This is a genomic window from Niallia sp. FSL W8-1348 (genome assembly GCF_038006745.1).
Taxonomy (GTDB): domain Bacteria; phylum Bacillota; class Bacilli; order Bacillales; family Cytobacillaceae; genus Niallia; species Niallia alba.
In genome coordinates this window covers 782,747-807,420 of sequence record NZ_JBBOVV010000001.1, presented here as the reverse complement: position 1 = coordinate 807,420, position 24,674 = coordinate 782,747, and the positions used below count along the sequence as shown (strand labels likewise).

The 24,674-nt window shown below is 34.6% G+C and carries 25 protein-coding genes; 14 read left to right on the top strand and 11 right to left on the bottom strand.

All coding sequences use genetic code 11. The annotated features are described in order from the left end of the window. Window positions 1-9 precede the first annotated feature (9 nt). On the bottom strand, window positions 10-1,437 hold the full coding sequence (locus tag NST60_RS03900) for a PTS fructose transporter subunit IIC (RefSeq protein ID WP_341098207.1): 1,428 nt from the start codon (window positions 1,435-1,437) through the stop codon (window positions 10-12). 13 nt (window positions 1,438-1,450) lie between these two features. Then, window positions 1,451-2,389, bottom strand: coding sequence for a 1-phosphofructokinase (gene pfkB, locus NST60_RS03895; RefSeq protein WP_328021984.1), 939 nt, complete (start codon window positions 2,387-2,389; stop codon window positions 1,451-1,453). 405 nt (window positions 2,390-2,794) lie between these two features. Between pfkB and NST60_RS03890 the strand changes: the two genes are divergently transcribed. Further along, window positions 2,795-3,256: an SF0329 family protein gene (locus NST60_RS03890; RefSeq protein WP_341098206.1), complete on the top strand. Its 462-nt coding sequence runs from the start codon at window positions 2,795-2,797 to the stop codon at window positions 3,254-3,256. A gap of 139 nt (window positions 3,257-3,395) precedes the next feature. Here the strand turns inward: NST60_RS03890 and NST60_RS03885 are convergent, their stop codons facing one another. From NST60_RS03885 to NST60_RS03870, 4 genes are all read right to left on the bottom strand, one after another. Further along, complete coding sequence (locus tag NST60_RS03885; protein WP_341099790.1) at window positions 3,396-3,791, bottom strand: sensor histidine kinase; 396 nt, start codon at window positions 3,789-3,791, stop codon at window positions 3,396-3,398. A 277-nt stretch (window positions 3,792-4,068) separates the two neighbouring features. Further along, entirely contained in the window at window positions 4,069-5,406 is a 1,338-nt protein-coding gene (locus tag NST60_RS03880) for an ISLre2 family transposase (protein WP_100525934.1), read from the bottom strand. 179 nt (window positions 5,407-5,585) lie between these two features. Then, window positions 5,586-6,083, bottom strand: a complete 498-nt coding sequence (locus NST60_RS03875; protein ID WP_341098205.1) for a HAMP domain-containing protein — start codon at window positions 6,081-6,083, stop codon at window positions 5,586-5,588. Further along, on the bottom strand, window positions 6,080-6,754 hold the full coding sequence (locus NST60_RS03870) for a response regulator transcription factor (protein ID WP_101730249.1): 675 nt from the start codon (window positions 6,752-6,754) through the stop codon (window positions 6,080-6,082). Before NST60_RS03870 ends, NST60_RS03875 begins: the two co-directional genes overlap by 4 nt. A gap of 296 nt (window positions 6,755-7,050) precedes the next feature. On the opposite strand from NST60_RS03870, the gene NST60_RS03865 reads away from it, so the two are divergent. Beyond that, a complete protein-coding gene (locus NST60_RS03865; RefSeq protein WP_341098202.1) occupies window positions 7,051-8,166 on the top strand; it encodes an IS4 family transposase in 1,116 nt (371 codons plus the stop codon). A gap of 209 nt (window positions 8,167-8,375) precedes the next feature. After that, the gene (locus NST60_RS03860; protein ID WP_212119300.1) at window positions 8,376-8,591 is read left to right on the top strand and encodes a hypothetical protein; all 216 of its coding nucleotides are present in this window, start codon (window positions 8,376-8,378) and stop codon (window positions 8,589-8,591) included. A 260-nt stretch (window positions 8,592-8,851) separates the two neighbouring features. On the opposite strand, the gene NST60_RS03855 is transcribed toward NST60_RS03860, so the two are convergent. Then, entirely contained in the window at window positions 8,852-9,538 is a 687-nt protein-coding gene (locus tag NST60_RS03855) for an HAD hydrolase-like protein (RefSeq protein ID WP_169188196.1), read from the bottom strand. Between the two features lie 308 nt (window positions 9,539-9,846). Between NST60_RS03855 and NST60_RS03850 the strand changes: the two genes are divergently transcribed. Beyond that, entirely contained in the window at window positions 9,847-10,635 is a 789-nt protein-coding gene (locus tag NST60_RS03850) for a hypothetical protein (RefSeq protein WP_254414830.1), read from the top strand. A gap of 2 nt (window positions 10,636-10,637) precedes the next feature. Further along, on the top strand, window positions 10,638-11,105 hold the full coding sequence (locus NST60_RS03845; RefSeq protein WP_254416400.1) for a hypothetical protein: 468 nt from the start codon (window positions 10,638-10,640) through the stop codon (window positions 11,103-11,105). Window positions 11,106-11,263: 158 nt separating this feature from the next. Here the strand turns inward: NST60_RS03845 and NST60_RS03840 are convergent, their stop codons facing one another. Continuing rightward, the gene (locus NST60_RS03840; RefSeq protein ID WP_341098200.1) at window positions 11,264-11,809 is read right to left on the bottom strand and encodes a flavodoxin family protein; all 546 of its coding nucleotides are present in this window, start codon (window positions 11,807-11,809) and stop codon (window positions 11,264-11,266) included. A 177-nt stretch (window positions 11,810-11,986) separates the two neighbouring features. Between NST60_RS03840 and NST60_RS03835 the strand changes: the two genes are divergently transcribed. After that, window positions 11,987-12,211: a hypothetical protein gene (locus NST60_RS03835; RefSeq protein ID WP_169188199.1), complete on the top strand. Its 225-nt coding sequence runs from the start codon at window positions 11,987-11,989 to the stop codon at window positions 12,209-12,211. A gap of 912 nt (window positions 12,212-13,123) precedes the next feature. Continuing rightward, the gene (locus NST60_RS03830; RefSeq protein WP_169188200.1) at window positions 13,124-13,240 is read left to right on the top strand and encodes a DUF4023 family protein; all 117 of its coding nucleotides are present in this window, start codon (window positions 13,124-13,126) and stop codon (window positions 13,238-13,240) included. Between the two features lie 732 nt (window positions 13,241-13,972). Here NST60_RS03830 and NST60_RS03825 read toward each other — a convergent pair. From NST60_RS03825 to NST60_RS03815, 3 genes are all read right to left on the bottom strand, one after another. Beyond that, window positions 13,973-14,236 carry a hypothetical protein gene (locus NST60_RS03825; RefSeq protein WP_040344351.1) on the bottom strand — a complete coding sequence of 88 codons (264 nt, stop codon included), beginning with the start codon at window positions 14,234-14,236 and terminating at the stop codon, window positions 13,973-13,975. A 51-nt stretch (window positions 14,237-14,287) separates the two neighbouring features. Next, the gene (locus NST60_RS03820; RefSeq protein ID WP_169188201.1) at window positions 14,288-14,860 is read right to left on the bottom strand and encodes a hypothetical protein; all 573 of its coding nucleotides are present in this window, start codon (window positions 14,858-14,860) and stop codon (window positions 14,288-14,290) included. Between the two features lie 358 nt (window positions 14,861-15,218). Next, window positions 15,219-16,682 (bottom strand): spore germination protein, encoded by a 1,464-nt coding sequence (locus NST60_RS03815; protein ID WP_169188202.1) that lies wholly within the window; start codon window positions 16,680-16,682, stop codon window positions 15,219-15,221. A gap of 333 nt (window positions 16,683-17,015) precedes the next feature. Between NST60_RS03815 and NST60_RS03810 the strand changes: the two genes are divergently transcribed. The 7 genes from NST60_RS03810 (at window position 17,016) to NST60_RS03780 (ending at window position 24,630) form a co-directional block, all read left to right on the top strand. After that, on the top strand, window positions 17,016-17,285 hold the full coding sequence (locus tag NST60_RS03810) for a hypothetical protein (RefSeq protein ID WP_169188203.1): 270 nt from the start codon (window positions 17,016-17,018) through the stop codon (window positions 17,283-17,285). Window positions 17,286-17,321: 36 nt separating this feature from the next. After that, the gene (locus NST60_RS03805; protein WP_407939861.1) at window positions 17,322-17,669 is read left to right on the top strand and encodes a DUF6944 family repetitive protein; all 348 of its coding nucleotides are present in this window, start codon (window positions 17,322-17,324) and stop codon (window positions 17,667-17,669) included. Between the two features lie 140 nt (window positions 17,670-17,809). Beyond that, complete coding sequence (locus NST60_RS03800) at window positions 17,810-18,781, top strand: LacI family DNA-binding transcriptional regulator (protein WP_016205338.1); 972 nt, start codon at window positions 17,810-17,812, stop codon at window positions 18,779-18,781. 840 nt (window positions 18,782-19,621) lie between these two features. Beyond that, complete coding sequence (locus tag NST60_RS03795) at window positions 19,622-20,611, top strand: ABC transporter permease (protein ID WP_016205337.1); 990 nt, start codon at window positions 19,622-19,624, stop codon at window positions 20,609-20,611. 20 nt (window positions 20,612-20,631) lie between these two features. After that, window positions 20,632-21,510 (top strand): carbohydrate ABC transporter permease, encoded by an 879-nt coding sequence (locus NST60_RS03790; protein WP_169188206.1) that lies wholly within the window; start codon window positions 20,632-20,634, stop codon window positions 21,508-21,510. Between the two features lie 31 nt (window positions 21,511-21,541). After that, complete coding sequence (locus NST60_RS03785; protein ID WP_341098198.1) at window positions 21,542-23,155, top strand: ABC transporter substrate-binding protein; 1,614 nt, start codon at window positions 21,542-21,544, stop codon at window positions 23,153-23,155. 14 nt (window positions 23,156-23,169) lie between these two features. Further along, window positions 23,170-24,630, top strand: a complete 1,461-nt coding sequence (locus NST60_RS03780; protein WP_224427959.1) for a glycoside hydrolase family 32 protein — start codon at window positions 23,170-23,172, stop codon at window positions 24,628-24,630. Window positions 24,631-24,674: the final 44 nt, after the last annotated feature.

The following is a 24,674-nucleotide window of genomic DNA, read 5'->3' as shown; positions in this document are numbered from 1 at the left end:
CCAGTCCTGTTAAGCAGATTGTTTTAGATTATTTTCTCTATCTTTTTTTTGTGCACTGATTTTTCTAGCAAATCCAAATGCTAATGCCCCAACAAGTGATCCAATTAAGATAGAAATTACCCATTGAAATGCTCCTGTTACAACTGGCAGTACTAAAAATCCGCCATGTGGTGCAGGAACTTGCACATTGAATAGGTATGTTAATATGGCAGAAATAGAGGATGCAAGCATTAAAATAGGGATGACAACAATTGGATTTTTTGCAGCAAAAGGTATAGCACCTTCTGTTATATGGGTTGATCCTAAAATAAAATTAATCAAACCAGCATTGCGTTCAGATTGATTAAAATATTTTTTAAAGAATACGGTTGCAAAAGCAGTTACTAATGGAGGAGTAATGCATGCTGCAGAAACGCCTGCCATAAAATACATGTTTCCTTCAGCTAGTAAAGCTGTACCTGTAACATAGGCTGCTTTATTAATAGGACCACCCATATCAAATGCACTCATACACCCGACTATTAGACCAAGAATGATTGGGTTGGCTCCCTGAAAGTCACTTAAAAATGTTTTCATGCCTTCATTAATAACGGTCATTGGCTCTACAAAGAAATACATACATAATGCTGTAATCAGAATTCCGAAAACTGGATATAAAAAGATTGCCTTTAGACCTTCCAATGATTGAGATAATCCACTTAGTAATTTAGATAAAAGAATAATGACATAACCAGCTAAGAACCCTGCAACGATTCCTCCTAGGAAGCCTGCTCCACCTGTAGAAGCCATCATCCCACCGATAAACCCAGCCACCATACCTGGTCGCTTTGCTATGGAATCCCCTATAAATGCTGCTAAAATAGGAACCATTAACTGAAATCCTATCCCTCCAACATCCATAAGAAACTTTGCTATTGGATGATAAGTTTCATGATTAGGGTCAGCTGAATGAATTCCGAATAAGAAGGAGATGGCAATTAATACACCGCCACCTACGACAAATGGAAGCATGTGTGAAACACCATTCATTAAATGTTTATAAATCGCTCTTCCAAAAGAATTGCCAGAAGTGTATTCTTCAGACTCTTCTGAGGAAGCATCATTTTTGGAATCCTTAAATACTGGTGCTTTCCCATCGATTATTGCTTGTATAAGAGACTCTGCTTCTCTAATACCTTTTGCAACTGGAACGTCAATAACTGGTTTTCCTTTGAAGCGATCTGCAAATACATCTTTATCAGCTGCGATAATTACTCCATCAGCAGCTTGAATATCTTGTTTACTCAACTCGTTTTGGATTCCTACTTGACCATGTGTCTCTACTTTAATATCAACATTTAGTTTCTTTGCAGCAATTTTTAATGCCTCTGCAGCCATAAATGTATGAGCAATTCCAGTTGGACAGCCGGTTGCAGCAATAATTTTAATTTTACTCATTTCATTAGCCTCCTCATTTAATAATTAAATCAAGATCATCTAGTTTAACTTCTTTACACAATTCCTCTACATCTTCTAGATTACTTAATCCCATTGAAAATGCTGTTGATGCTCCTGTTGCAGAGGCGTACGTTAATGCCTCTTCTAAGGACGCACCTAATAACTTTTTGCCTACAAAAGAGCCTAAAAAAGCATCTCCTGCACATGCAGTATTTACTACAACTCCTTTTGGTGATGTTACACGTATGCATCTTTCAGATGAGAGAAAGATAGCGCCATCTTCACCTAACGATACTAAGACATTTTGTGCTCCCATTTTTAATAGCGTTTTTGCATAATGGAGAACATCTTCTTCCAGTAAAACTTCTTTACTAAATAAGTGTCCTAACTCTTCCTTATTAGGTTTGATTAAATAAGGGGAATATGGAAGACAATCTAAGAGCTTACGTGAACTTATATCGAAGATTAATTTCAGCTCATTTTCTTTTGCAATTTTTGCAATTTCTAAGTAGATGTCATCCGAAATTCCATTTGGTAAACTGCCAGAGATAAATAGAATGCTGCCACTAGGAATAGAATCTAATTTGTTTATTAATTGTTGCTGTTTGTCTTGTTTTATTGTCGGCCCTTTGTTAACAATCTTATATTCTTTTTCTCCAGCTCTAACAAAAGTATTTATTCGAGTAATCCCATCGATTTTAATGAAATCTGTTCGAATTCCTTGTTTTTGTAGCTCTTCATCAATGTATCTACCTGTAAAACCACCGATAAATCCAAGTGCTGTATTTTCAATCCCCATTTTTTTTAGAATAAGAGAGATATTGATGGTTTTACCATTTGCTTGATAATCTTCCGTATTTGTACGATTTACAATAAATGGCTCTAGTTCGTTGGTCTCAACAAATAAATCAATGGCAGGATTTAAAGTACATGTATAAATAATTGGAATCACTCCTTTCTCAAAAGTTGCAACTTTTTGTAATTTGATTATGTCATAGAAAAAGATGAAAATGTTTTCAAAAAAGGTAAAGGTTTTCGTTGCATGAAAAAGAATACAAATAAAAGCCTCCTCAGCTTCGCCTTTGGGGTTTCAGACTATCTCGCTAATCTCCGTGGCTTCTACGTGTATTTCGGCTGCTCTATTTTTCCAACTCATTCATTTTTTCGATTAAAAAACAACAATTCTTTAGAAAACAGCCATTGAAAAAAACTTTTAGAAAAGAAATCAAATTTTTTATAGCGGAATTTTACAGAAATAGCTTAAAGTAAAGGGGAAATGTTACTATATATAGAAGAACAGAGTAGGGTAATTTTTTAAGATGAATTAGTAAATACTTTTACAAAGAGGAAACCATTTATGCAATGGAGTAAATTAAAAGGTAGAATTGACAGCTTTTTCTGTGAAAAAATAAAAGGAAGAATTCAAATTCATACAACTGTTTATCGGAAGTTTCATGATGGTCCACGTAGAATATGGATCACTTTTGATAAAGAGGAAATTTTCAGTGCTTCTGACATTACCTATTGGATTGCACACGAAAAGATATATGAAGCAATAAAATTAGAACGACAATTAAAGCCTATTCCATTTCAAGAGGACTGGAGGGGAATGTATGAATCAAAGGAGAGAAAAGAATTAGTAAAGGCTTCAGCAGCGGTAGAACAAAGGCTGCTTACAGAAAATATAGTGGATAGTGGATATGTCTATCAATCCTTCATTGATTATTGTTCTCTTTCTATTGAACAAGCATTAATTTCTGAAAATAATTTTATAAGAGCTTTCGCTATGTTTGATAGGAGAATCGGAAAAAGGAGATGAAGAGATTTAAAAATTACCACTGGTGATCATCCGTTAATCAATAAGTTTTATGGAATAAGGTGTACCGTTGAAAAAATGCAAAAAAGCTAACTAGTGGGAAAACTTTTGTCTAATTCGCTAGCTTTTTTGCATTTTTTAATCAAGCTAATAATCTTACAATAAATGTACTTCCTTTTCCTTTCTCACTCTCCGCATAAATTCTCCCATCACACAGTTCCACAATTCTTTTTACAAGTGCCAACCCTAATCCATTCCCTGATTGGGAATGAGAGGTGTCACCTTGATAAAATTTATCAAAAAGATGTTTTTTGGTATGATCATCCATTCCAGGCCCATTATCTTGGATCGAGAAACAAATTTCTTCCTTTGTGTTAGTAAGCGTTATATCTATTTTTCCTCCTGAATCTGAAAACTTGATGGCATTGTCTAAAAGATTTAGCCAGATTTGCTGGGTCAAGTCTTCATTTCCGTTAAAGATAACTTCATCAAGCTCAACATTTAGGAGTATTTCCTTTGCAGACCATTTTGGTTCCATTAACACGATTGATTTTCGGATTTGCTCATCTAGTCGAAAGGGTGCTTTTTCAGTAATAATCTCAAGATTTTCATACTTTGAAAGGATAAGTACATTTGTAGAAAGAGCGGCTAATCGCTCAGACTCGGTAATGATAATGTCAAGGTATTCTTGTCTTTCGATTGAGTCAAGTTTTTGTGGGAGTTTTTTTAGCTCCCTTTTTTATAAAGTAAAACCTCTAAGTTTGTATCCGCTTTCCAATTGGTTTTGTTCTTCCAACTGTTGATTCTCTCATTTTTTAAAAACCTTTTAATCCCTGTAAGGCAAAGTGAACGGGTTTTCCAATCGCTTGATTTAAGTATGGCATGTTCTGACGCACGGTTTCTGTTACTAATTTTGTGGGTATTTTTCTTTTCGGTCGATGCTCTTTCTTTGATTTTTCCGTGGCTTTTTCCCATTTTCCATATATCGTTTGGATAGATAGATCATCCTTCAACCCAATCCACAAACGTGCCATGCTCATGACGCCTTTTTTGCTCCATGCTCTTCCATTTTTTAATCGTTTGGCTAATTGATTCATCATTGCTTCTGCACTTCCCATTGGACGATACGCTGTCGTGTCCACGCCTTTCTCCTGTAACCAACTACGGTAATCTTTTATGGTTTCCTGATGATGCGTTAAAAAGCCGAGGAAATGCGCTAGTTTTTCTTCTTCTTCTGGTGTATCCATTGTTCCTACTGCGCTATTCAACTCTAGAAGTAATGTTTCTACCTGGTAGTTTTTTAACGCTCTTTTCATGTAGCGGTATCGAGGATGGCTCTTCATTAGTTGCTTCATCGAACGAGCGACATGAAAACGGTCCATGGTGAAAAAGGCGCGTTCCCGAAAATACTCCCGACATGCCGTTATCCAGCCTGCTCCATCGCCATTAATAATAAGCAAGGTTTGGGTTGGATCATACGCATAATGATTCTGTAAGAATGTTTCAAAAGCTTCCCAAAAGGGTTCTTTTTCTTCATAGAGAAAATGCCTTTTATTTCGGAGCCTGACTCGCTTTCCGTTTTCTTTCCATCCCTCATGTACAGCGGCGAATTTCAACTCCCATCCACGCTTTTTCTTTTCTTGACTCTTCACATATAATCCATCTACTTCGACAAACAACACCTTTTGAAAAGGACGTTTTTCCTTAGCGGGAAGTACGCTTGTATGAAGAAGATGTTGCCGTAATGCTTCGTGGCTCATCGCCGAATAGCCTAAAAATTGTTCGAACGTTTCCACCGCCTTTCGATAGGAGGAACCATTTGTCGCTAATTCTAGCCCCCATTCTTCTAATAGTGGACTAAACCCTTTATTCCCTTGAAACTGTAAATAATGATCTAACAGACAAATATATTTTTTGGTTACACGATCGAAATAATAATTACGCTTCAGCTCCACTGCTCCAAACGCTGTATCTACTCGTATTTCTCGTTTATCTCGTAAAGCAAATCTTCTTTTGTCTCGTTGCTGAGCAATCTCTAGATCCCAATTTTCTAATGTTTGAACAAGGATTTCTTGAAAGGTCATTTGTAGTGTTCGAAATAAAGTTTTTTCCAATTCTTTTAATGATGGCATTTTTGTGTTACATTGATTCATGAGAGCCTCTCCTTTTCGTAGTATTCTAGTCAAACTCTACTTTACAAAAGGAAGCTCTCTTTTTTAATACTTAATTTTTTCCAGCTACCGCGCTTTCGCTTGGTGGCCTTTTTGTCTAGTTGGGGGACTCGTCCCCCAACTAGACAAAAAGGATATTTATTCTCCCACAAACATTTTACTCATACTTGTCTTTCCTCTTCGGTTAAGTTATTTTCTTTAAGTAATTTCGCAAACCCTCGTAATGAAACAATAGGTGTTTTAAACTCATGGGAAAAATTATTTACGAAGTCACTTCGAAGTGTTTCAATTCCTGACAGCTCTTGGGTCATTTTATTAAAGCTATGAGATAATTCTTCTAATTCTCCTATACCTTTTATGTTAACTTGCACAGAAAAATCGCCACCAGCAACTTTATGAGTAGCATCAATCACCGTGCGGATTGGGTTTAACGCTTTTTTACTGAGAAAGGCAGTAAGAGATGTACCAAGTAAGATACAAAAGCCTAAAAAGGTAATGAGCGGAAACACTGGAAGCTGGCTATGATTCGAAATAATACCTAAATGCTGCAAAGCGAAAGTAATGACAGCCGCCACTAATACTGTAGCCATCATAACGCCAAACACAAACATTACTAACGTAATTGCAAGACTTAATCGTTTTGTAAAAAAATCTCTCATCCCTTTTTCACTGCCTTATAGCCTAGTCCTCTTACTGTCACGATTTCAAACTCTGGAAAATCTTTGAATCGATCTCTTAACCGATTGATATGAACATTAAGTGTTCGGTCATCTGTTTCTGATTCCATTCCCCAAATTTCATCCATAAGTTGAATACGAGTAAAGATCATATTAGGATAGGATAATAATTTGAACAATAAGTAAAACTCTTTTGGAGGCAATGTAATAATGATGTCCTCGCGGGATACAGTTAGTGCATCATAATCAAGAATCGTTTTTCCGACAGTAAGTTTATGCTCATTAGCGATTTTAGCTCTTCGTAAAAGGGCTTTAATACGAAGCACCATTTCTTCTTCATCTACAGGTTTAGTCATATAGTCATCCGTACCGACAAGGAATCCTTTTCGTTTATCTACCGATTCTTGCTTAGCGGTAACCATCAAGATCGGAAGGTTCTCCCATGTTTGTCTAAGCTGCCGTGTTAATTCATATCCATCCATTTTCGGCATCATTAAATCAAGCACAACTAAATCAACGTGTTCCTTTTCCATTACTTGAAGAGCCTCCATGCCATCAGCTGCATCATATATTTGAAATCCATGCTGCTTTAATACGGCACACATTAATTTTCGTGTATTTTTATCATCTTCTACCACTAATATTTTAAACATCCAATGCCTCCATATGTATAATTTGTACCTATTCTATTAGAAGAATGTAAACTGAAAATTAATTTACGGAAGTTTATATTCAGTTTACTTTACATCGTTATACTTAGGAACATAATAATGAACACATTACAAAAAATATTATATTAAAGAATACTCACTAGTGTTGCATTAATTTATTTTCACTATTAAAAATACTCAAAATGTTCACTTTTATTATTTTATGCATAGAAAAAGTCCTTTATAATGGATAAGTCAGGTGGTAACCCGTCCAAATCCACTAAAAAAGGACCAATCTCATGGACAAGATTACACGAAAAACTTCATTTGGACAATGGTTTTCGCCAATTAATCTTCAATTATTTGAAGAACAGGTGAAAACATTGAAATTAGATTGCTATACGAAAAAACTAAAAACAGACTCATTTCTAAAATTACTCCTTTTTGCACAGCTACAAGAAGTCGAAAGTTTGCATGAGCTAAGCGATTGTCTTTTCGACGACCAACTACAAAAAGGCATTGATCTTGATTCAATCAGTATTTCTCAGCTCTCACGCCGATTAAACGGTATAAATCCAGATTTATTTCAAAGGCTTTTCCTTGATTTAGTCGCACAAATTCATGCAAAAACACATTATACAAAGCTTATTATGCCGTTAAAAATCATTGATTCAAGCACATTGCCACTTAATTTGACCAATCATAAATGGGCAAAGTTCCGCAAAACAAAAGCGGGTGTCAAGTTGCATTTGAGACTTGTGTTTATGGAAAAAGGGAGTTCCTATCCTGAAAAGGCTGTTTTAACAACGGCAAAAGAACATGATCGTGGTCAGCTTGAAATCATGGTTGATGATAAAGAATGCATGTATGTGTTTGACCGTGGCTACCTAGATTACGAGCGCTTTGACCGAATGACAGATGATGGTTACTTTTTTCTTTCAAGGCTACGGAAAAACGCAGTCATACGGGAAGTTTATAATTTTAAACTACCCGAGAATTCAGCTGTTTTGTCAGATCAAATGGTGTTGATTGGTACGACTCAAAACCGTGCTGAAAATTACTTTCGTCTTCTAAAAGTGATGGATTCAAAAGGAAATGAACTGCATTTAATTACCAATCGTTTTGATTTGAGTGCCGAAGAAATTTCAGAGATGTACAAATCACGGTGGGCAATTGAGTTGTTCTTTAAATGGATCAAACAGCATCTCAGCATCAAAAAGTTCTACGGTCAAAGTGAATGGGCGATTCAAAACCAAGTGTTTATCGCACTGATTGTTTTTTGCCTACATGTTCTCGTACAACTTGAAACAAGAAGTAAGCGAAAAACCTTACAAATTAGCCGTTATTTAAGGGCTGCATTGTGGAAACCAGCCCATATCTGGCTTCGAAAGATTGAAGGGAAAGCCATCCCTTAATAAGCAAATTGTTGTTGTCGCACAAGTCTAATTGTAAAAAAAACCCAAATGGATGGAGCCACCTTTGAATAGGTATTTACCTTTTTGGCTCTAAACAAGGAGGATAATCAGACTGAAAATTGCGACAATATTTATGCAACACTAGTGAAGAATACTAATAAATTTTAAATAAAATAAAGCATGATAGAAAAAAGAGGGGAGATAGTTTAGTGGGTTACACCATTTTATTTAGTTATTATGAGATAGTAGGAGAGGAAGCACGTTTAATAGATGAATACAGACTTCCTTCTAGTCAACAAAAAGAAAGCTTAGAGACATTGTTAATACAACAAAATTATGAATTTATTGGGAACGTTGATTTGTGGGGAATACGTACGAACAAATTTATGAGTATTGCTGAGATTATTAATAAAGGTAACATGTGACTATTTTGTCAAAGAACCATACCCGTTTATCGCTATTATTTGGAATGAAAAATATAAGGACTTAAACGATATTTCTATTGAGCATGAAAGAATTAATAAGGAAGGGATTCTTATTAAAACTGGTAGTTTAGATGAATATAGATAATACGATTTTTTTAGAATAGCTGCCGATGATGGCAGCTATAATTTTTGTGTCCTCTAAGATTTAGATTCGTAGTTTGTTATGCTTACTGAAGGATTATAGAAAATTCCTTGAAACATTATAGAATAGAAGTTTGTTCCACCTGAAAGATCGGTAATGTTGCTAAGACTGATGTTAATTCGATAAGATCATTAATCACAATATCCGCTTGCTTAAGTTCGATTTCTTGAGCAAAATCAAAATTACAACCGATGGAAACTAGTCCATTTTCTTTCGCGGCATTTATGTCAGAAAGGCGGTCCCCCACTACAGCAGCATTAGTAATCTTGTACTTCTGTATGATGGTACGAACAAGGTCTGATTTATTCAGTGATTCAATTTGTTGAATACTGCATGTCTCAGTCACCCAGTTATCTAATTTATAAAATTCTACAATAGCTTGTAAATATGTAGGTAAACCATTACTAGCTATGTAGATGGCCATATTATTTTCTTTCAAGATGGAGAAGACTTCTTTTACATTTGGATATAAGTCACCTTTCCCACTTTTAATATTCGCTACTAATCTTTCAAGAAAATAAGCATCTATTTGCTTTCTTATAGCGATGGTATGATTAGGCAATAATGTCTCCCAGACGACAGGTAATGGAACACCCATAATTTCACGGTATTTATCAATAGGGGTTTCTCCATTCCATTGATCGAGTGAACGCAAGTGATTAAAAGTATCATCGAGAGATATTTCTAAAATTTTATCTGTTTGAAAAAGTGTGCCATCCATATCGAATATTAGTGCTTGAGACAATCGTCTTCTCCCCTTTTTAAAAGTACTTATAGGTTATATGTATATTTTAGCATGAAATATTAAAAAGTGGTTTTGAAGTCTTCAACTAGCTCATGTTATATGTGTGAATTTTGGAAAAATAAGTATTTCAATAAAAGTTTTATTTTTATTTAATTTATCAAAGGCACACCATTCCTATCAATTATTTTCTTCTTTCTTTTTTAGTTCTATTGTACTAAAAAAGTACAGATGTGGATGAATTTCATAATTTTGTAAAAAATAACACCTATATCTCCATTGTAATTAAATGAAGAAAAAGGTGAAAAACTATGAATAATTATTCGAATGATAACACAGCAAGAAGGTATAGAGCCCATGTAAGTATTCTCGGTACGACACAAGTTCACCTGAGAAATCCTTATATTATTGGGTGGTGGAGTGCAGCATTTCCTGGATTTGGACATCTTCTCTTATCAAAATATTTGCGTGGTTTTGTCTTATTCATTTGGGAAGTTGTAGTAAATGTAAACAGTAATATAAATTTAGCGATGATTTATTCTTTTCAAGGAGAGATTGACAAAGCAAAAGAGATTTTAGATACAAGATGGTTATTGATTTATATCCCTGTCTATATATTTGCTATATGGGATAGTTATCGCACAACGGTAGATTTGAATAAAATATATGTATTAGCAGAAAGGGAGGAGCATCGATTTAATTCTTTTAGTATTGGTGCAATGGAAATAAATTATTTAGATAAAAGAAGTCCTCTTATGGCAATTATTTGGTCCCTTTTTGTTCCAGGATTAGGTCAACTATACATCCATCGAATTACAACGGCATTTTTTGTTATTATTTGGACAGTTGTATTTTTTTATTTGTCTCATGGCCTTGAAGCTATCTCTCTTTTGTTTTTAGGAGAGATAAAACAAGCAACAGAAGTTATTAATGCTGAGTGGCTTTTATTTTTTCCATCCATTTATGGATTTGCTATTTTTGATTCTTATATAAACACCGTAGAAAATAATAAACTGTATGATAAAGAACAGCGCTTTTATTTTAAAGAAAATTACCAATCCTCTTCTTTCCAAGTGTTAAAAGGGCTGAAGATGAAATGATGATGCAAATATTTTCGACATTTGAACATTCTGTTTTTATTGAAATGGCTATTAGTACGCTTGAGAAAAAAGGAGTAAAAAGGGAAAATATATTTGTTATTCCACTAGATAATCAAACGGAAGAACGCAAGGTTTTTGATAATTTGCATCGTTCTGATGGGACCTCTTTCGTTGATATTGGTGTTGCATTAGCAACAGCCTTTTCCGTCATTGGAGCAAGTATAGGTTTTGAGCTTGCATGGGGTCCTATTTATTGGGGATTAATAGGAGCAGCAATTGGATTTTTAATTGGATTTGGTATTCGCATTTTTACAGAAATCATTCTAAAAAAGCGGCGGAGATTATTAAAGGGATTTCATTCAGAAATTATTGTCATAGTGGATTGCGAAGAGTCTGAAGCGGAAATGATTGAAAATATATTATTTAGTCATTACGCTTTAGGGGTAGCGAAGATTAAGGTACAAAAGTAGAGTACTATCAAATCGATAATGCTCTACTTTATGTGGATTAGTTTTTTATCAGGAAGGGTAAAGCAAGGGTTTTGATATTTATCCCACTCTTAACGAGCAGTAAGACCCTCACTAATAGAAAATTCTTTATAGAAATCCTTCTCTTGCACTCCGATCTATCAATATATTAATTTGTTTTTCAGCTGAGCAGCAGTAAAAAGTGCTTTCTTATCTTCCAATATATCTTTAGGCTTATTCCCAACACCTATAATGTAACCACCAAACTCAATCCCCATGAAATCAAAAATATGCTGAAATTGCTGAATCATAGGTAAACCTTTTACATGGGGATTATCTCCCCCTACAGCAATAACGTAAGCTGTCTTTTTAGCCATTTGAGTTTTAAAATCAGGATAGTCAGAATCTCTTAATGAATGAGACCATCGATCAACAAAATTCTTCATTAATCCAGACATGCTGTACCAGTAGATAGGGGTGGAGAAGATTAAAATCTTATGTGGGAGAATTTGATCAATTATTGTATGATAATCATCCTCTCTTTTTTTGAATCCGCCTGAATCGTGACGCATGTCTATGATAGGGAAAACAGTATAATCTCTAAGTAGAATTTTCGCAACCGATAATCCTTCGATTACTTGATCAGTTAGGATAGCTGTATTTCCATTGGGGCGAGTTCCTCCGTCAATGACTGCAATTGTTTTCATAAATTTCATCCTTTCTTTTCGTTTCTTTTTTATTTATATTATAATGGGAGTAACTGAGAATAAAGATGATTATTTAGATAGGTCTAATCGAAAAAACTGATAATAGAAACCTTTTTCCTAAATTCCTTTTATAGTTATCTTTGTAGATTCGAAAAAATAAGAAAAGTGGTGCGGAAAATGGACAAGAATAACGAAGTGGTCTCTTTTAATGCAAATAAAAAATGGTTAGCTATTCCTAAAGAAACGCGCAATGAATTAGAAAGAAATGTCTGGTGTAGTTCCTGTAGCGATGTTGTTCAAATACAGAATTATCAAATTAAAGAAACAGATTTTGGCATTGTTTTACAAGGAACGTGTAAACAATGCAGTAAACCAGTAGCAAGAGCTGTTGAAATGAATTAAAAAGCACCTATCAAAATAGATAAGTGCTCAGTTTGTCGACAAAATGATTTTTAAACAGTTAAATGGAATTTTTATGCGTTGTTTGTAGTGGAAGAGGTGAGACTCCTGTGGGATTAGCGATACAGTCTGAGACCCTGCAGGCTTAAAAGCCGAAGCGGCTCAGCGCGAGCCCCACGGAAAGCAACATCCCCATTCAAAGGGACTAATAAATATACTATATACAAACTTTTATTTTAAAATTCAGGAGTTTTTCTACAGTTTAGAGGCTGGGACAAAACTAGATAGCCAATCTGTAAAGACGAACAATCTCTAATTTATCTCTTAAATAAAGGTTTCTTTTATACAATGGTTATTTATGTTTTTAAATATAGTCAAGTGTAAAAACTAATTCGTTCCATTGCGCTACAGAAACTCGCTTTCCGCGGGGAGCAACCTAAGCCTCCTCGGCTAAAGCCTGTGGGGTCTTAGGTTTTGCTCTACTTCCCGCAGGAGTCGAGTGTCTTCCGCTCCATTCCACTCTGTTTTTAAAGGCAATTCCCTAAAAAATATTGTTTTTTTAGAAAAAATGAATTAGTAGGAAATATGGAGCAGCCTGAATACACGTAGACTCCTATGGGAGCTGCGAGAAAGTCCGAGACCCTGCAGGCCATAGGCCGAAGCGGCTCGGCGCTCGCCCCATGGAAAGCGAAGTGTATTCAGGCTGCGGATATTAACACTAACTGTACTGAAACAGCCTTTTATAAAACTAATAAAACCCGAACAATCATTTAGGATTATTTGATAGTTGTTCGGGTTTATCTATGACTGGAATACTTATGTCCCAGCCTCTTTTTCTTAAACTAAAAATAGAGGAAGAATGTAAAATCTCATAACTGGTTAAAATAACATGAACATTTAAAGGAGGGAATCTAGATGGAAGATACAAGTCAGTTTGTTGAAAAACTAAAGGATGATCAAAAAAAGCAAGAAAAAAACAAAAAACATGGTAAAGGGCATCCAGAAGCAAAATTACCGAATAAACAACATTAAAAAGACATGATAAGAACTGCATCCTATAGATTGTGAGGGTGCAGATTTTGTTTAAATAGGAAAATTCCTCTTTCTTATCTAAGTGAAAAATCCTTTTTGTTATCACCTACTGGTAGAAATCTGCATACTTTAGCAAAGGATGAAGAGAAGAAAGGGGAAGATGCAATGAAAATTGAAAAGGTCATGACATACTATGGGTATGAGATAGCATGAATTCTATAATTTTTTTAATACAATGAGGTTGATAAATCTCATTATATTTCTACCCTCCACCCATAAATTTATAATCACAGTGAGAAGTACTTGGGGAGCAACAAAATTTGCAAAAATTTTATTACTTAACTTTTCACTGTTTTTTCTAAGTTTTGTATAACTAAATATCGTTTGCAAAGAAGTAACACTAACTATTAGAAGAAAAACTAAAATAGAAACCCAATGTTATTACGAACGAGGAAATTTAGATGCTTTAAAGAGAAGAAACTCGAAAACAGATAAAATAATTCCGTTTTTGAGTTTCTTTTCAACATAAGATAATACAACTCCATGTCATTATGTAGGATTTAAGTAGTAATGTACTATATAATTATCCAAGAAGTTTTTGAAAATGTATTTTCCAATGAAGTAAACAACATTGAAAATATAGCGTCAAAAATAAATGAGTGAAAGAAAATCTAAATATTTTTGCTGAAATATAGAAGTTTTCAGTATGTAATAATCACACTCATATATGATTTATTTACTATTAAAAGTTACCCAAACTTTATAAATAAATGAATCCTCTACCTTTAATCCTGGACAAATATTGAAACTTTTTTCTGTATGAACAACATAATCAGGATTGGAAGCTAGGAAAAATGAAAGAGCATATGCTATTTTATAATCTGGTGTTATATACCCATTTATTGTTCTACCATGTATTTCGTTTGCTATAGAATCAGCCCATACCTCTGATTCTCTTAAAGTTTCAAAAATAATAGTTTCTTTTTTCCATTCTATCTCCATCATTTACAACCTCATTTCTTTATTTCTTATGTTTCGGTTTATTCTTTAGGGCATTTTGCAAGTTACATATCGATAACCATATCTTTCCGGATTTGTACCCGTTATATGCCAAGTAAGATTAACTATATCACCTTTTTTGAGTGGATAACTTTGACCCTTAATTTGATAATTTTTCATGCTTCCATGAAAATTATATGATGCTCCTTCGGAATGAGGTTCATATGGTGTGTTTATAGCTTTACCGTTTACTGCTGCAGAGGGCATTTTAACTACTACAATTGGACCCAAAAATGATTTAGCTGAAGAAGTTAAATGAAACCCCCACATTAAAGATCTATAACTACCTGTGAGATTTTTAACTTGCATTGTTACAGTGGCAACATTATGTGAATGAGTTCTATTACAACTAGGTGGTCCTAAAGAAATTGCAGCATCAGGGCTACTCAGATTGTTAGGTCCATCTTCAACTTCTAAATCACTAATAATTTCATTTGATTCTTCTTTAATTATCTCATTCTCAGAAAAACCACCACCCTGGTACTCTTCTGCATTTCCTATACCAGTATTAGTGAATAGAAGTAACAAAACTGTTAATATTCCGGATTTTATTATTTTCACTATATTACCTCCCGCATGATTTTTTGGTATTTTTATTCCATTTTAAGGATAACATACTCATTTTTCTGAGTATACAGAAAATTTAGATTATGTTCATTTGATATTAAATTTAACTTATTATGATATAAGAATAAAATATACTATGTCGCTATCTTGTCTAATTTCTAAGTCAAAAGGTTTCTTAGTCTATTCATACATTCTCAATAGGAAAAGAAACATTCTTTATTAATTAATAATAATACCATTACATCCTTTAAGTAGTAAGTTTGTTATTATAGTAGTTACATTTTGATAATAACTAAATAGGGATATATGAAAGATTTGCTTTTCATATATCCCTATTTAAAAAGATAGTTGATTATCGATCAGGATCATTTGGATTTAAAATACGAGGTCGTCGGTTTTTTAATGGAATAGGTGTTCTTACAACAATATCTCGGATGGCACGGAAATTGAATGGAATGAACGGCCATAGGTATGGAACCCCAAAAGATTTCATTCTTGCAAGAAAGATAATAAATAGGGCAACACCAATTATATATCCAGGAACTTTAAAGAGAGCAGTAGCAATTAGTAAAAATATCCGAACAAGTCTGTTTGCTAAACTGAGTTCATAACTTGGTGTAGCAAAGGATCCAATCGCAGCAATAGAAAAATACAAAATAACTTCATTAGAAAAAAGACCAACTTCTACTGCTACTTGTCCAATCATTAAGGCCGCAACAAGTCCTAGTGCGGTTGCCAACGAAGTAGGAGTGTGAATAGCAGCCATTCGCAGCATATCCAAACCTACTTCTATTAATAGAAACTGAATGATTAATGGAATTTGTCCTAATTCACTAGGTCCAAAAAAAGATAAGGAGCTAGGCAATAGGCTTGGTTCAATACTTACTAAATACCAAAACGGCAATAAAAAAATGGATGCAAATACACCTAAGTAGCGAACAAAACGTAAATAGGCACCTACCAGAGGGTTGTTACGATATTCTTCGGCGTGCTGCAAATGATGCCAAAAGGTTACCGGTGTAATCATGGCCGATGGGGAGCCATCAACGAAAATACAAACGTGTCCCTCAAAAAGATGGACAGCTGTTGTATCAGGTCGCTCTGTGTATCTTACTCTAGGATAAGGATTCCAATTGTTTCCTGAAATAAATTCCTCAATCGTTTTTTCCGCCATCGGTAATCCATCTGTATCAATTTTTGACATGGATTCTTTTAATTGCTTGACCATATCAGGATCAGCTATATCACCAATGTAACAAATAACGATATCGGTCTTCGAACGACGTCCAATTTGCATAAACTCCATCCGCAGGGTTCGGTCTCTAATTCTTCTTCGTGTAAGGGCTGTATTAAACACAATTGTTTCTACAAACCCATCTCGTGAACCACGAACAACTCTTTCCGTATCTGGTTCTTCTGGTCCTCTAACTGGATAGGTACGTGCATCAATTAGCAGTATTTCATCAATTCCATCAACTACAAGAGCGGTTGGACCAGACAGGACATTATCAACAACATTATTTAAATCATCAACCGTACTAATTTCGATATATGGTATGTAGGTACGTAGTAATTGTTGTAAAACATCTTTTCTTAATTCCTCTTTTTTTACTTTTGCTAGAAACTTCATGAGCAAATGTAATATATCGTCTTTTACCAATCCATCAACAAGAAACATCGCCATTCGAATGCCAGCATATTCAACATCTAAATGAATGATGTCAAAGTTTTTGCCAACACCTAATTCTTCCTTTAAATAGTCAACATTTTTTTCTAATCGACTAGATACTTTTCTTTTACTACTTGTAGTGTCCATATTTTCACCTCATGCTCAACCAAAAGTGGAACAGTTTTCCTTTTTATAGATTACTTTCATAATAGACACAGAAGGGAGAAATCATACTTATATGGGAGTGGAAAGTGATAATTCTTCGAAAGAAAGTGAAAAAGGTTGGAGTATTTTTTAAATGATGAGGAGGATTCCCTTTTTTATTTTTCCAGAGATTGCAAGAAAATTTCGATTAACTAGTAGTATTTATAGATGGAATAAAAATATTTTTTTAGCATAAAGGGGGAAGGTTGAATATATATGAGTAGATACTAAGAATGTAAGTGAACATATCGTTCCATAGTAAGGAAGATTGGGGGAATGGTACATATGGAAGACTCGCTAATGATAGATAAAGAGGATTTACTTATAATAGGATCCTACTTACTCGTTACCGGGACATTCTTGTCAGCGGTCGGAGAATCATCAATAGATGCAGATGATAGAGTGAATATACGAAGAATACGTGATGGGAATTTTATTCAAGCAATAGCTAATTCCTTTCATGGGGTTGGAAGAACATTACGATATGAAAAGGAAGAAGAGCTAGTCAGCCGCCTAGAGATAATCGGAGCTTATGTGCAGGTTTGAGGAAACTCTCTAAATTACGCTGCAGCAAATGCCAGCATACCTAATCCTACTCCGCTTAATCCTGAGGTTGTAAAGTTAGATGCATTAGGAAGTGTTGTTCAATCAATAGGTGCTGCAATTGAAGTCGCTGGTGTTGTGTTTGAGGAAAATGGAAGTTTATATGAAAACAAAGCTTTTGGAAATCTCCTAATTTCTATCGGTACACTAATTGATGCCATTGCTATTATAACCCCTGAAGAGAAAGAAAAACAAAGAAGAATATTACTTGCAACAGGGGGATGGATTGAGTTTACTGGTTCTGTTATAGAGGCATATGCGGTAATTCAAAATATTAATGAAAAAAAAGCTACTAAAAATAAATACAATTATAGAAAAGGTGATTAATTCAGGAGGAACAATGGAGAACAAAAACATTGATAGATGGAAAGATGCAAAATTTACAAGTTTATGATAATATGTATGAAAGCGGTTAACATATAAAAAATTTAAGTATACAATAATTTATGATTTTTCGGGTGGTTATCATGAAAGTTAAATTAGAAGATGTAGCACAGTTAGCAGGTGTTTCACCGACAACGGTTTCACGTGTGCTGAATAATCGGGGATACATAAGTGAAAAAACGAGAGAAAAAGTGGAACAAGCAATTAAAGACTTAAATTATTATCCTAATGATATTGCACGTTCCCTTTTTAAAAAACGGACTAATTTTATTGGTCTTATTTTGCCGACAATTAATAATCCTTTTTTTAGTGAACTAGCTTTATATATAGAGAATATATGCTCCAATCATGAGTTTAAAGTTATTTTATGTAATAGTTTAGGACAAGTGGCAAAAGAAACATCTTATGCAGAGATGCTTATCAGGCATCAAGTAGATGGTATTATTGTTTGTTCTTATAATCGTGGAATTGAGATATATAAGAACTCCAAGCTTCCTATAGTCGCAATTGACCATTACTTATCACCAACAATTCCAGTAATAGGTTCTGATAACTATGAAGGTGGAAGACTGGCTGTTCAACATTTACTTAATCAAGGTTGTAAAGAAATCATTCATATAAATGGACCAAGTGAGTTAGAGACACCAACTCAAAATAGAAGAAAAGCCTATGAAGACCAAGTCGATAATCCAATTACCTATGAACTTAATAATTTATTTGATGAGGGAGAAACGGCAGAAACAATTAAACAAATTTTTACAGAGCACCCAGAAACGGATGGGATTTTTGCTAGTGATGATTTAATAGCATCTACCTGTTTAAAAGTAGCGAAAGAACTGGGAATTCAGGTCCCGAATCAATTAAAAGTTGTAGGATATGATGGTACACAAAGTGTAAGAAGGCTGTTACCCCAATTAACAACAATTAAACAACCAATTGAGGAAATAGCACAATCAGCTGTATTAAGATTAATGGACATTATTAATGAAGTAAATAATGATGAAAGAATGGAAGTTATTTTACCTGTTCAATTGCTGAAAAATGAGACGACCTAATCTAATAGATAAAGCGAGGATTTCAATTGTTTATTCAACATAATTATCCGAAAGAGACCAATCAACGTAGGAATTCCAGTTTAGAAGAGGCTGGGACAAAACTAAATAGCCAATCTGTAAAGACGAACAATCTCTAATTTATCTCTTAAATAAAGGTTTCTTTTATACAATGGTTATTTATGTTTTTAAATATAGTCAAGTGTAAAAACTAATTCGTTCCATTGCGCTACAGAAACTCGCTTTCCGCGGGGAGCAACCTAAGCCTCCTCGGCTAAAGCCTGTGGGGTCTTAGGTTTTGCTCTACTTCCCGCAGGAGTCGAGTGTCTTCCGCTCCATTCCACTCCGTTTTTAAAGGCAATACCCTAAAAAATATTGTTTTTTTAGAAAAAATGAATTAGTAGGAAATATGGAGCAGCCTGAATACACGTAGACTCCTATGGGAGCTGCGAGAAAGTCCGAGACCCTGCAGGCCAGAGGCCGAAGCGGCTCGGCGCTCGCCCCATGGAAAGCGAAGTGTATTCAGGCTGCGGATATTAACACTAACTGTACTGAAACAACCTTTTATAAAACTATTAAACCCGAACAACCATTTAGGATTCTTTGATAGTTGTTCGGGTTTATCTATGGCTGGAATACTTATGTCCCAGCCTTTTTTAAAAATAATAAGTCAAGCGGTTGACACACCGAATGAAAGCGTTTAAAATCAAATATATCAAGCGGTTAACATAAAATGATATGAAAGCGGTTGATATACATATTTTAGAAGGGAGAATTAGGCATGTGTCAAGCGGTTGATATTAATGAATTTTAAAATTTTTCTCTAAAAGGGGGCGAAATAAAATGTCCATTTCAGTACCTGAAAAGAAAACAACTAATAAAAAAACTTCTAATGAAGTAAGAGGTAAATTTTTTCCTGTAGAAAAAAAAGAGAACTTTATTCAATATTTTAAAAAAAACTATGCGTTGTACTTATTTTTAGTCCCTGCCATTATTTTAACAATTGTATTTAAATATATCCCAATGTATGGGGCGATAATCGCTTTTAAAGATTTTAGCCCAATGAAGGGAATTATGGGAAGTGATTGGGTAGGTTTAACACACTTTAAGGATTTTTTAACTTCTCCCAATTTTAAAGACATTTTTATGAATACGCTTAAATTAAGTTTTTATGGTTTGATACTTGGCTTCCCTGTACCTATTATTCTAGCACTTAGTCTAAACCAAGTACGGAGAGCAGCTATCAAAAAAAACATCCAATTAATACTGTATGCACCAAATTTTATATCTGTTGTTGTCATTACAGGAATGTTATTTATCTTTATGTCACCTACAGGTCCAATAAATTCACTATTATCTATATTTAACGATAAACCCGTGTCTTTCATGACAGATCCTGAATATTTTAGATCTATTTATATTTTATCAGGAATATGGCAAGCTGCAGGATGGTCGTCCATTATTTATGTAGCAGCACTTGCAAATGTTGATCCTCAATTACATGATGCTGCAACAATCGATGGAGCAACACTTTTACAGAGGATAAGACATATTGATCTTCCTACACTTAAACCTATAATGGCTGTGTTGTTTATTTTAGGGGCAGGAGGAATCATGGCGATAGGATTTGAAAAGGCTTACTTGATGCAAACCTCAATGAATCTACCTACTTCAGAGATATTACCAACTTATGTGTACAAAGTAGGCTTGCAGGCTGGAGATTATGCATATTCAACTGCGGTAGGCTTGTTTAATTCTGTTATTAATGTAGTTTTACTAGTATTCGTTAACTTTGTAGTGAAGAAGTTAAATGAAGGCGAAGGGTTGTATTAGGAAAAAGGGGGGGATAACCAGTGGAAAATCATTCAAAAACAGATAAAACGCTACTTTTTAGTAACAAAATAATTTTAGTATTACTTGTGTTAATCGTATTATTACCATTACTTTATATTTTATTGGCTTCCTTTTTAGATCCAAATGTTTTACTTAGTAAAGGTTTTTCCTTAAATCCGTCTGATTGGAGTCTCGAAGGATATAAACGGATTCTTCAAGATGAATTGATGATAAAAGGATTTATCAATTCAGTTTTATATTCGGTAGGATTTACGATCGTCACGATTATTATCACAATATTTGCGGCATATCCACTCTCTCTTGATGGATTCAAAGGGAAGAATGTAATCATGATTTTCTTTCTCATCACCATGTTTTTTAATGGTGGACTGATTCCTACCTATTTAGTAGTAAAAGATTTAGGAATGCTAAATACGATTTGGTCCATTATTTTGCCAGGAGCAATTAGTGTTTGGAATATTATATTAGCACGAACCTTTTTTAAAGGTCTACCAAAAGAACTATTTGAGGCAGCTAAAATTGACGGTGCTTCTGAGTTAAAAATATTTTTAAAAATAGTATTGCCATTGTCTAAACCTATTATTTTTGTCATTGCTCTATATGCCTTTGTTGGACAATGGAATTCCTACTTTGATGCAATGATTTACTTAGAGGATCAAGAATTACATCCATTGCAGCTAGTTTTACGATCTATTCTGATTCAAAACCAAGTTCAGCCTGGAATGATTAGTGATCAGTTAGCAATGGCTGAGTTAAGTAAATTAGCAGAAAAAATAAAATATGCGTCTATTGTCATTTCAAGTTTACCACTTCTAATTATGTATCCATTCTTCCAAAAATACTTTGAAAAAGGTGTTATGGTAGGATCTTTAAAATAATTTAAAACAAAAGCATATGGAGGGTTAATTTATGGGGAAAATTAATAAGCTTCTTTCCACTTTTATTGTTACAGGTCTTGTTTTAACAGGTTGTAGTGGCGAAAAGACAAGTAAAAGTGCTTCCACGGAAGATTTAAAACTAACAGATGTTACCTTTCCTTTGGAAGAGAAAGTCACACTTCGTTTTATGACACAAAGCTCTGCTTTGGCACCAACCGACCCGAATGAAAAGCTAATTTATCAAAGATTAGAGGAACAGACAGGTGTCCATATAGATTGGAAAAACTATACGAAAGACCAATTTGTGGAGAAGCGGAATTTAGCGTTGGCAAGTGGGGAGCTGCCAGATGCCATTTTAGATGCTGCTTTCAGTGATTATGATTTATTGAAATATGCGAAGGATGGAACCATCATACCAGTTGAAGATTTAATTGATCAGTATATGCCCAATTTTAAAAAGGTGCTGGAAGAAGCTCCAGAATATAAATCGATGATTACAGCTCCAGATGGACATATATACAGTTTTCCTTGGATTGAAGAGCTTGGCAGTGGAAAGAGCCGCATTCAAGTAGTTGACTGCCTTCCTTGGATAAATGTAGAATGGCTCAATAATTTAGGGCTGGAAATGCCAACAACAACAGAAGAACTAAAAGAGGTACTTCTTGCTTTTAAAACACAAGATCCAAATGGTAATGGCGAAGCAGATGAAATACCACTATCCTTTATTGTAAATCAAGGAGGAGAAGACCCAGCCTTTTTATTTGCTTCATTTGGTTTAGGGGATAACTGGGACCATACAGTTGTTTCAAACGATGGGGAAGTTATCTTTACTGCAGCAGAAGAAGGGTATAAAGAAGCATTAAAATTCTTTAATGAGCTAAATGAATTAGGTTTAATTGATGTAGAAGCATATGAACAAGATTGGAATAAGTATGTAGCAAAAGGAAAAGATTCTAAATATGGTCTTTACTTTACTTGGGATAAAGGAAATATTACTGGCATGAACGATACTTATGATGTGATGCCGCCATTAGAAGGACCTTCTGGGGAAAGAAATGTGGCGCAAACAAATGGCTTTGGTCTTGATAGAGGAAGAATGGTTATCACAAGTTCGAATAAGAATTTAGAATTAACAGCCAAATGGATTGATCAACTGTATGAGCCGCTGCAATCTGTTCAAAATAACTGGGGAACATATGGTGACACAAAACAGCAAAATATTTTTGAACTTGATGAGGAAGCTGGTATGTTAAAACATCTTTCATTAGAAGGTACAGCACCAGTTGAATTAAGAGAAAAAACGAGTGTTGCAGGTCCGTTAGCTATACTAGATGAGTATTACGATGTATATACAACAAAACCAGATGATGCTGCTTGGAGATTAAATATTTTAGAAGAGACTATGGTTCCACATATTAAAGCAGAGAACTTTTATCCACCTGTATTTTTCTCATTAGAGGAAGCAGACGAAAAAGCAAAGATTGAAACAGACTTATTTGCCTATGTTAATAGAAAAAGAGCGGAATGGATGAGCAATGGAAATATAGATAAAGAATGGGAAGATTACTTGAAAGAACTAGAGAGACTTGGTCTAAGCACTTGGTTGCAAATTAAGCAAGATGGCTATGATAGAACAGTAAATTAATTGGAGGCATTAAATTGAAGATTACTAAACTCGAAAAATACAGACCAGCCTTGCATTTTTCTCCTGAAAAAAATTGGATGAATGATCCAAATGGTTTAGTGTTTTTCAAAGATGAGTATCATTTATTTTATCAACATAATCCGCATGGCAGTACATGGGGACCGATGCATTGGGGGCATGCAGTCAGTAAAGATTTGATTTCATGGGATGAATTAGAAATAGCTTTACATCCTGATGACAATGGAACCATTTTTTCAGGTAGCGCAGTTGTGGATTGGAATAATACAACTGGTTTTTTTAAGGAAGAACCAGGTTTGGTGGCTATTTTTACTCATCACTCGGAGGGAGATCATGGCAAGCAAGCCATTCAGACACAGAGTTTGGCATATAGCTTAGATAATGGAAGGTCATGGATTAAATATGATGGTAATCCTGTACTTGCTCATCCATCAAAGCCTGATTTTAGAGATCCAAAAGTTTTTTGGCATAAAGAGACAAAGAAATGGATCATGGTTCTGGCTACAGGACAAACAATCTCTTTATACTCATCAGCTAATTTAAAAGAGTGGAAGTTTGAAAGTGAATTTGGAGAGAGTTGTGGTTCACATGAAGGGGTATGGGAATGTCCTGACTTATTTGAACTATCAATCGAATATTCAAATGATAAAAAGTGGGTGCTTATTGTCAGTATTGGGGATAATCCTAATTATGATGAAGGATCCCGCACTCAATATTTTGTTGGCTCATTTGATGGAAAGAAATTCACATCAGAACATGAGGATATAAAATGGCTAGACTATGGCAAAGACAACTATGCTGGAGTAAGCTTTTCTGATATTCCTGAAGCAGATGGAAGACGAATTTATTTAGGCTGGATGAGTAATTGGCGTTATGCTAATCAAGTTCCGACAGAAGGATGGAGAAGTCAGATGACTCTTCCTAGAGAGCTGGAACTGCGTGAGAAGATGGGAGAGTATTATCTCGTCCAACATTTAGTAAGAGAATTAGATACCTATTTTGATAGAAAAGAAGAAAGAACAGACACAATCATTACAGCCAAAGAAAGCACTGTTTTTGAAGTAGATCATGAATACACAGAGATAATCCTATCCTTCAAGAATATAAATGCAAATAAGTATGGATTAAGGATAGAACATACAGATTCACAGCATACAACTATTACTATTGATGCGAAAGAAAATGTACTGAGTCTGTCTCGTGAAAAATCTGGGGTGGTTGATTTTTCCGATATTTTTCCTAAACTGCAGCGAGTTTGTCTTGAGGATTCTTCTTCACTTGAGTTACGAATAATTGTAGATTCTGCCTCCTTAGAATTATTTATCAATGGCGGAGAGCAAGCATTAACAAGTTTAATTTTCCCTGATAAAGTAAGCAAACGAATATGTTTGTTTGCAGAAGAAGGGAAAGTAAATCTAGTATATGGAAAGGTATCTGTTCCTTCCAAAAAAGGATAATATTTAACATAAAGCCAGGGGATTGGATTGGATCTATCCTCTGG

Coding starts and splice junctions, on each gene's coding strand:
- NST60_RS03900 (WP_341098207.1), bottom strand. CDS start 1,437: ATGAGTAAAATTAAAATTATTGCTGCAACCGGCTGTCCAACTGGAATT.
- NST60_RS03890 (WP_341098206.1), top strand. CDS start 2,795: ATGCAATGGAGTAAATTAAAAGGTAGAATTGACAGCTTTTTCTGTGAA.
- NST60_RS03885 (WP_341099790.1), bottom strand. CDS start 3,791: ATGGAACCAAAATGGTCTGCAAAGGAAATACTCCTAAATGTTGAGCTT.
- NST60_RS03880 (WP_100525934.1), bottom strand. CDS start 5,406: ATGAATCAATGTAACACAAAAATGCCATCATTAAAAGAATTGGAAAAA.
- NST60_RS03875 (WP_341098205.1), bottom strand. CDS start 6,083: ATGAGAGATTTTTTTACAAAACGATTAAGTCTTGCAATTACGTTAGTA.
- NST60_RS03870 (WP_101730249.1), bottom strand. CDS start 6,754: ATGTTTAAAATATTAGTGGTAGAAGATGATAAAAATACACGAAAATTA.
- NST60_RS03865 (WP_341098202.1), top strand. CDS start 7,051: ATGGACAAGATTACACGAAAAACTTCATTTGGACAATGGTTTTCGCCA.
- NST60_RS03850 (WP_254414830.1), top strand. CDS start 9,847: ATGAATAATTATTCGAATGATAACACAGCAAGAAGGTATAGAGCCCAT.
- NST60_RS03845 (WP_254416400.1), top strand. CDS start 10,638: ATGCAAATATTTTCGACATTTGAACATTCTGTTTTTATTGAAATGGCT.
- NST60_RS03840 (WP_341098200.1), bottom strand. CDS start 11,809: ATGAAAACAATTGCAGTCATTGACGGAGGAACTCGCCCCAATGGAAAT.
- NST60_RS03835 (WP_169188199.1), top strand. CDS start 11,987: ATGGACAAGAATAACGAAGTGGTCTCTTTTAATGCAAATAAAAAATGG.
- NST60_RS03830 (WP_169188200.1), top strand. CDS start 13,124: ATGGAAGATACAAGTCAGTTTGTTGAAAAACTAAAGGATGATCAAAAA.
- NST60_RS03815 (WP_169188202.1), bottom strand. CDS start 16,682: ATGGACACTACAAGTAGTAAAAGAAAAGTATCTAGTCGATTAGAAAAA.
- NST60_RS03810 (WP_169188203.1), top strand. CDS start 17,016: ATGGTACATATGGAAGACTCGCTAATGATAGATAAAGAGGATTTACTT.
- NST60_RS03800 (WP_016205338.1), top strand. CDS start 17,810: ATGAAAGTTAAATTAGAAGATGTAGCACAGTTAGCAGGTGTTTCACCG.
- NST60_RS03795 (WP_016205337.1), top strand. CDS start 19,622: ATGTCCATTTCAGTACCTGAAAAGAAAACAACTAATAAAAAAACTTCT.
- NST60_RS03785 (WP_341098198.1), top strand. CDS start 21,542: ATGGGGAAAATTAATAAGCTTCTTTCCACTTTTATTGTTACAGGTCTT.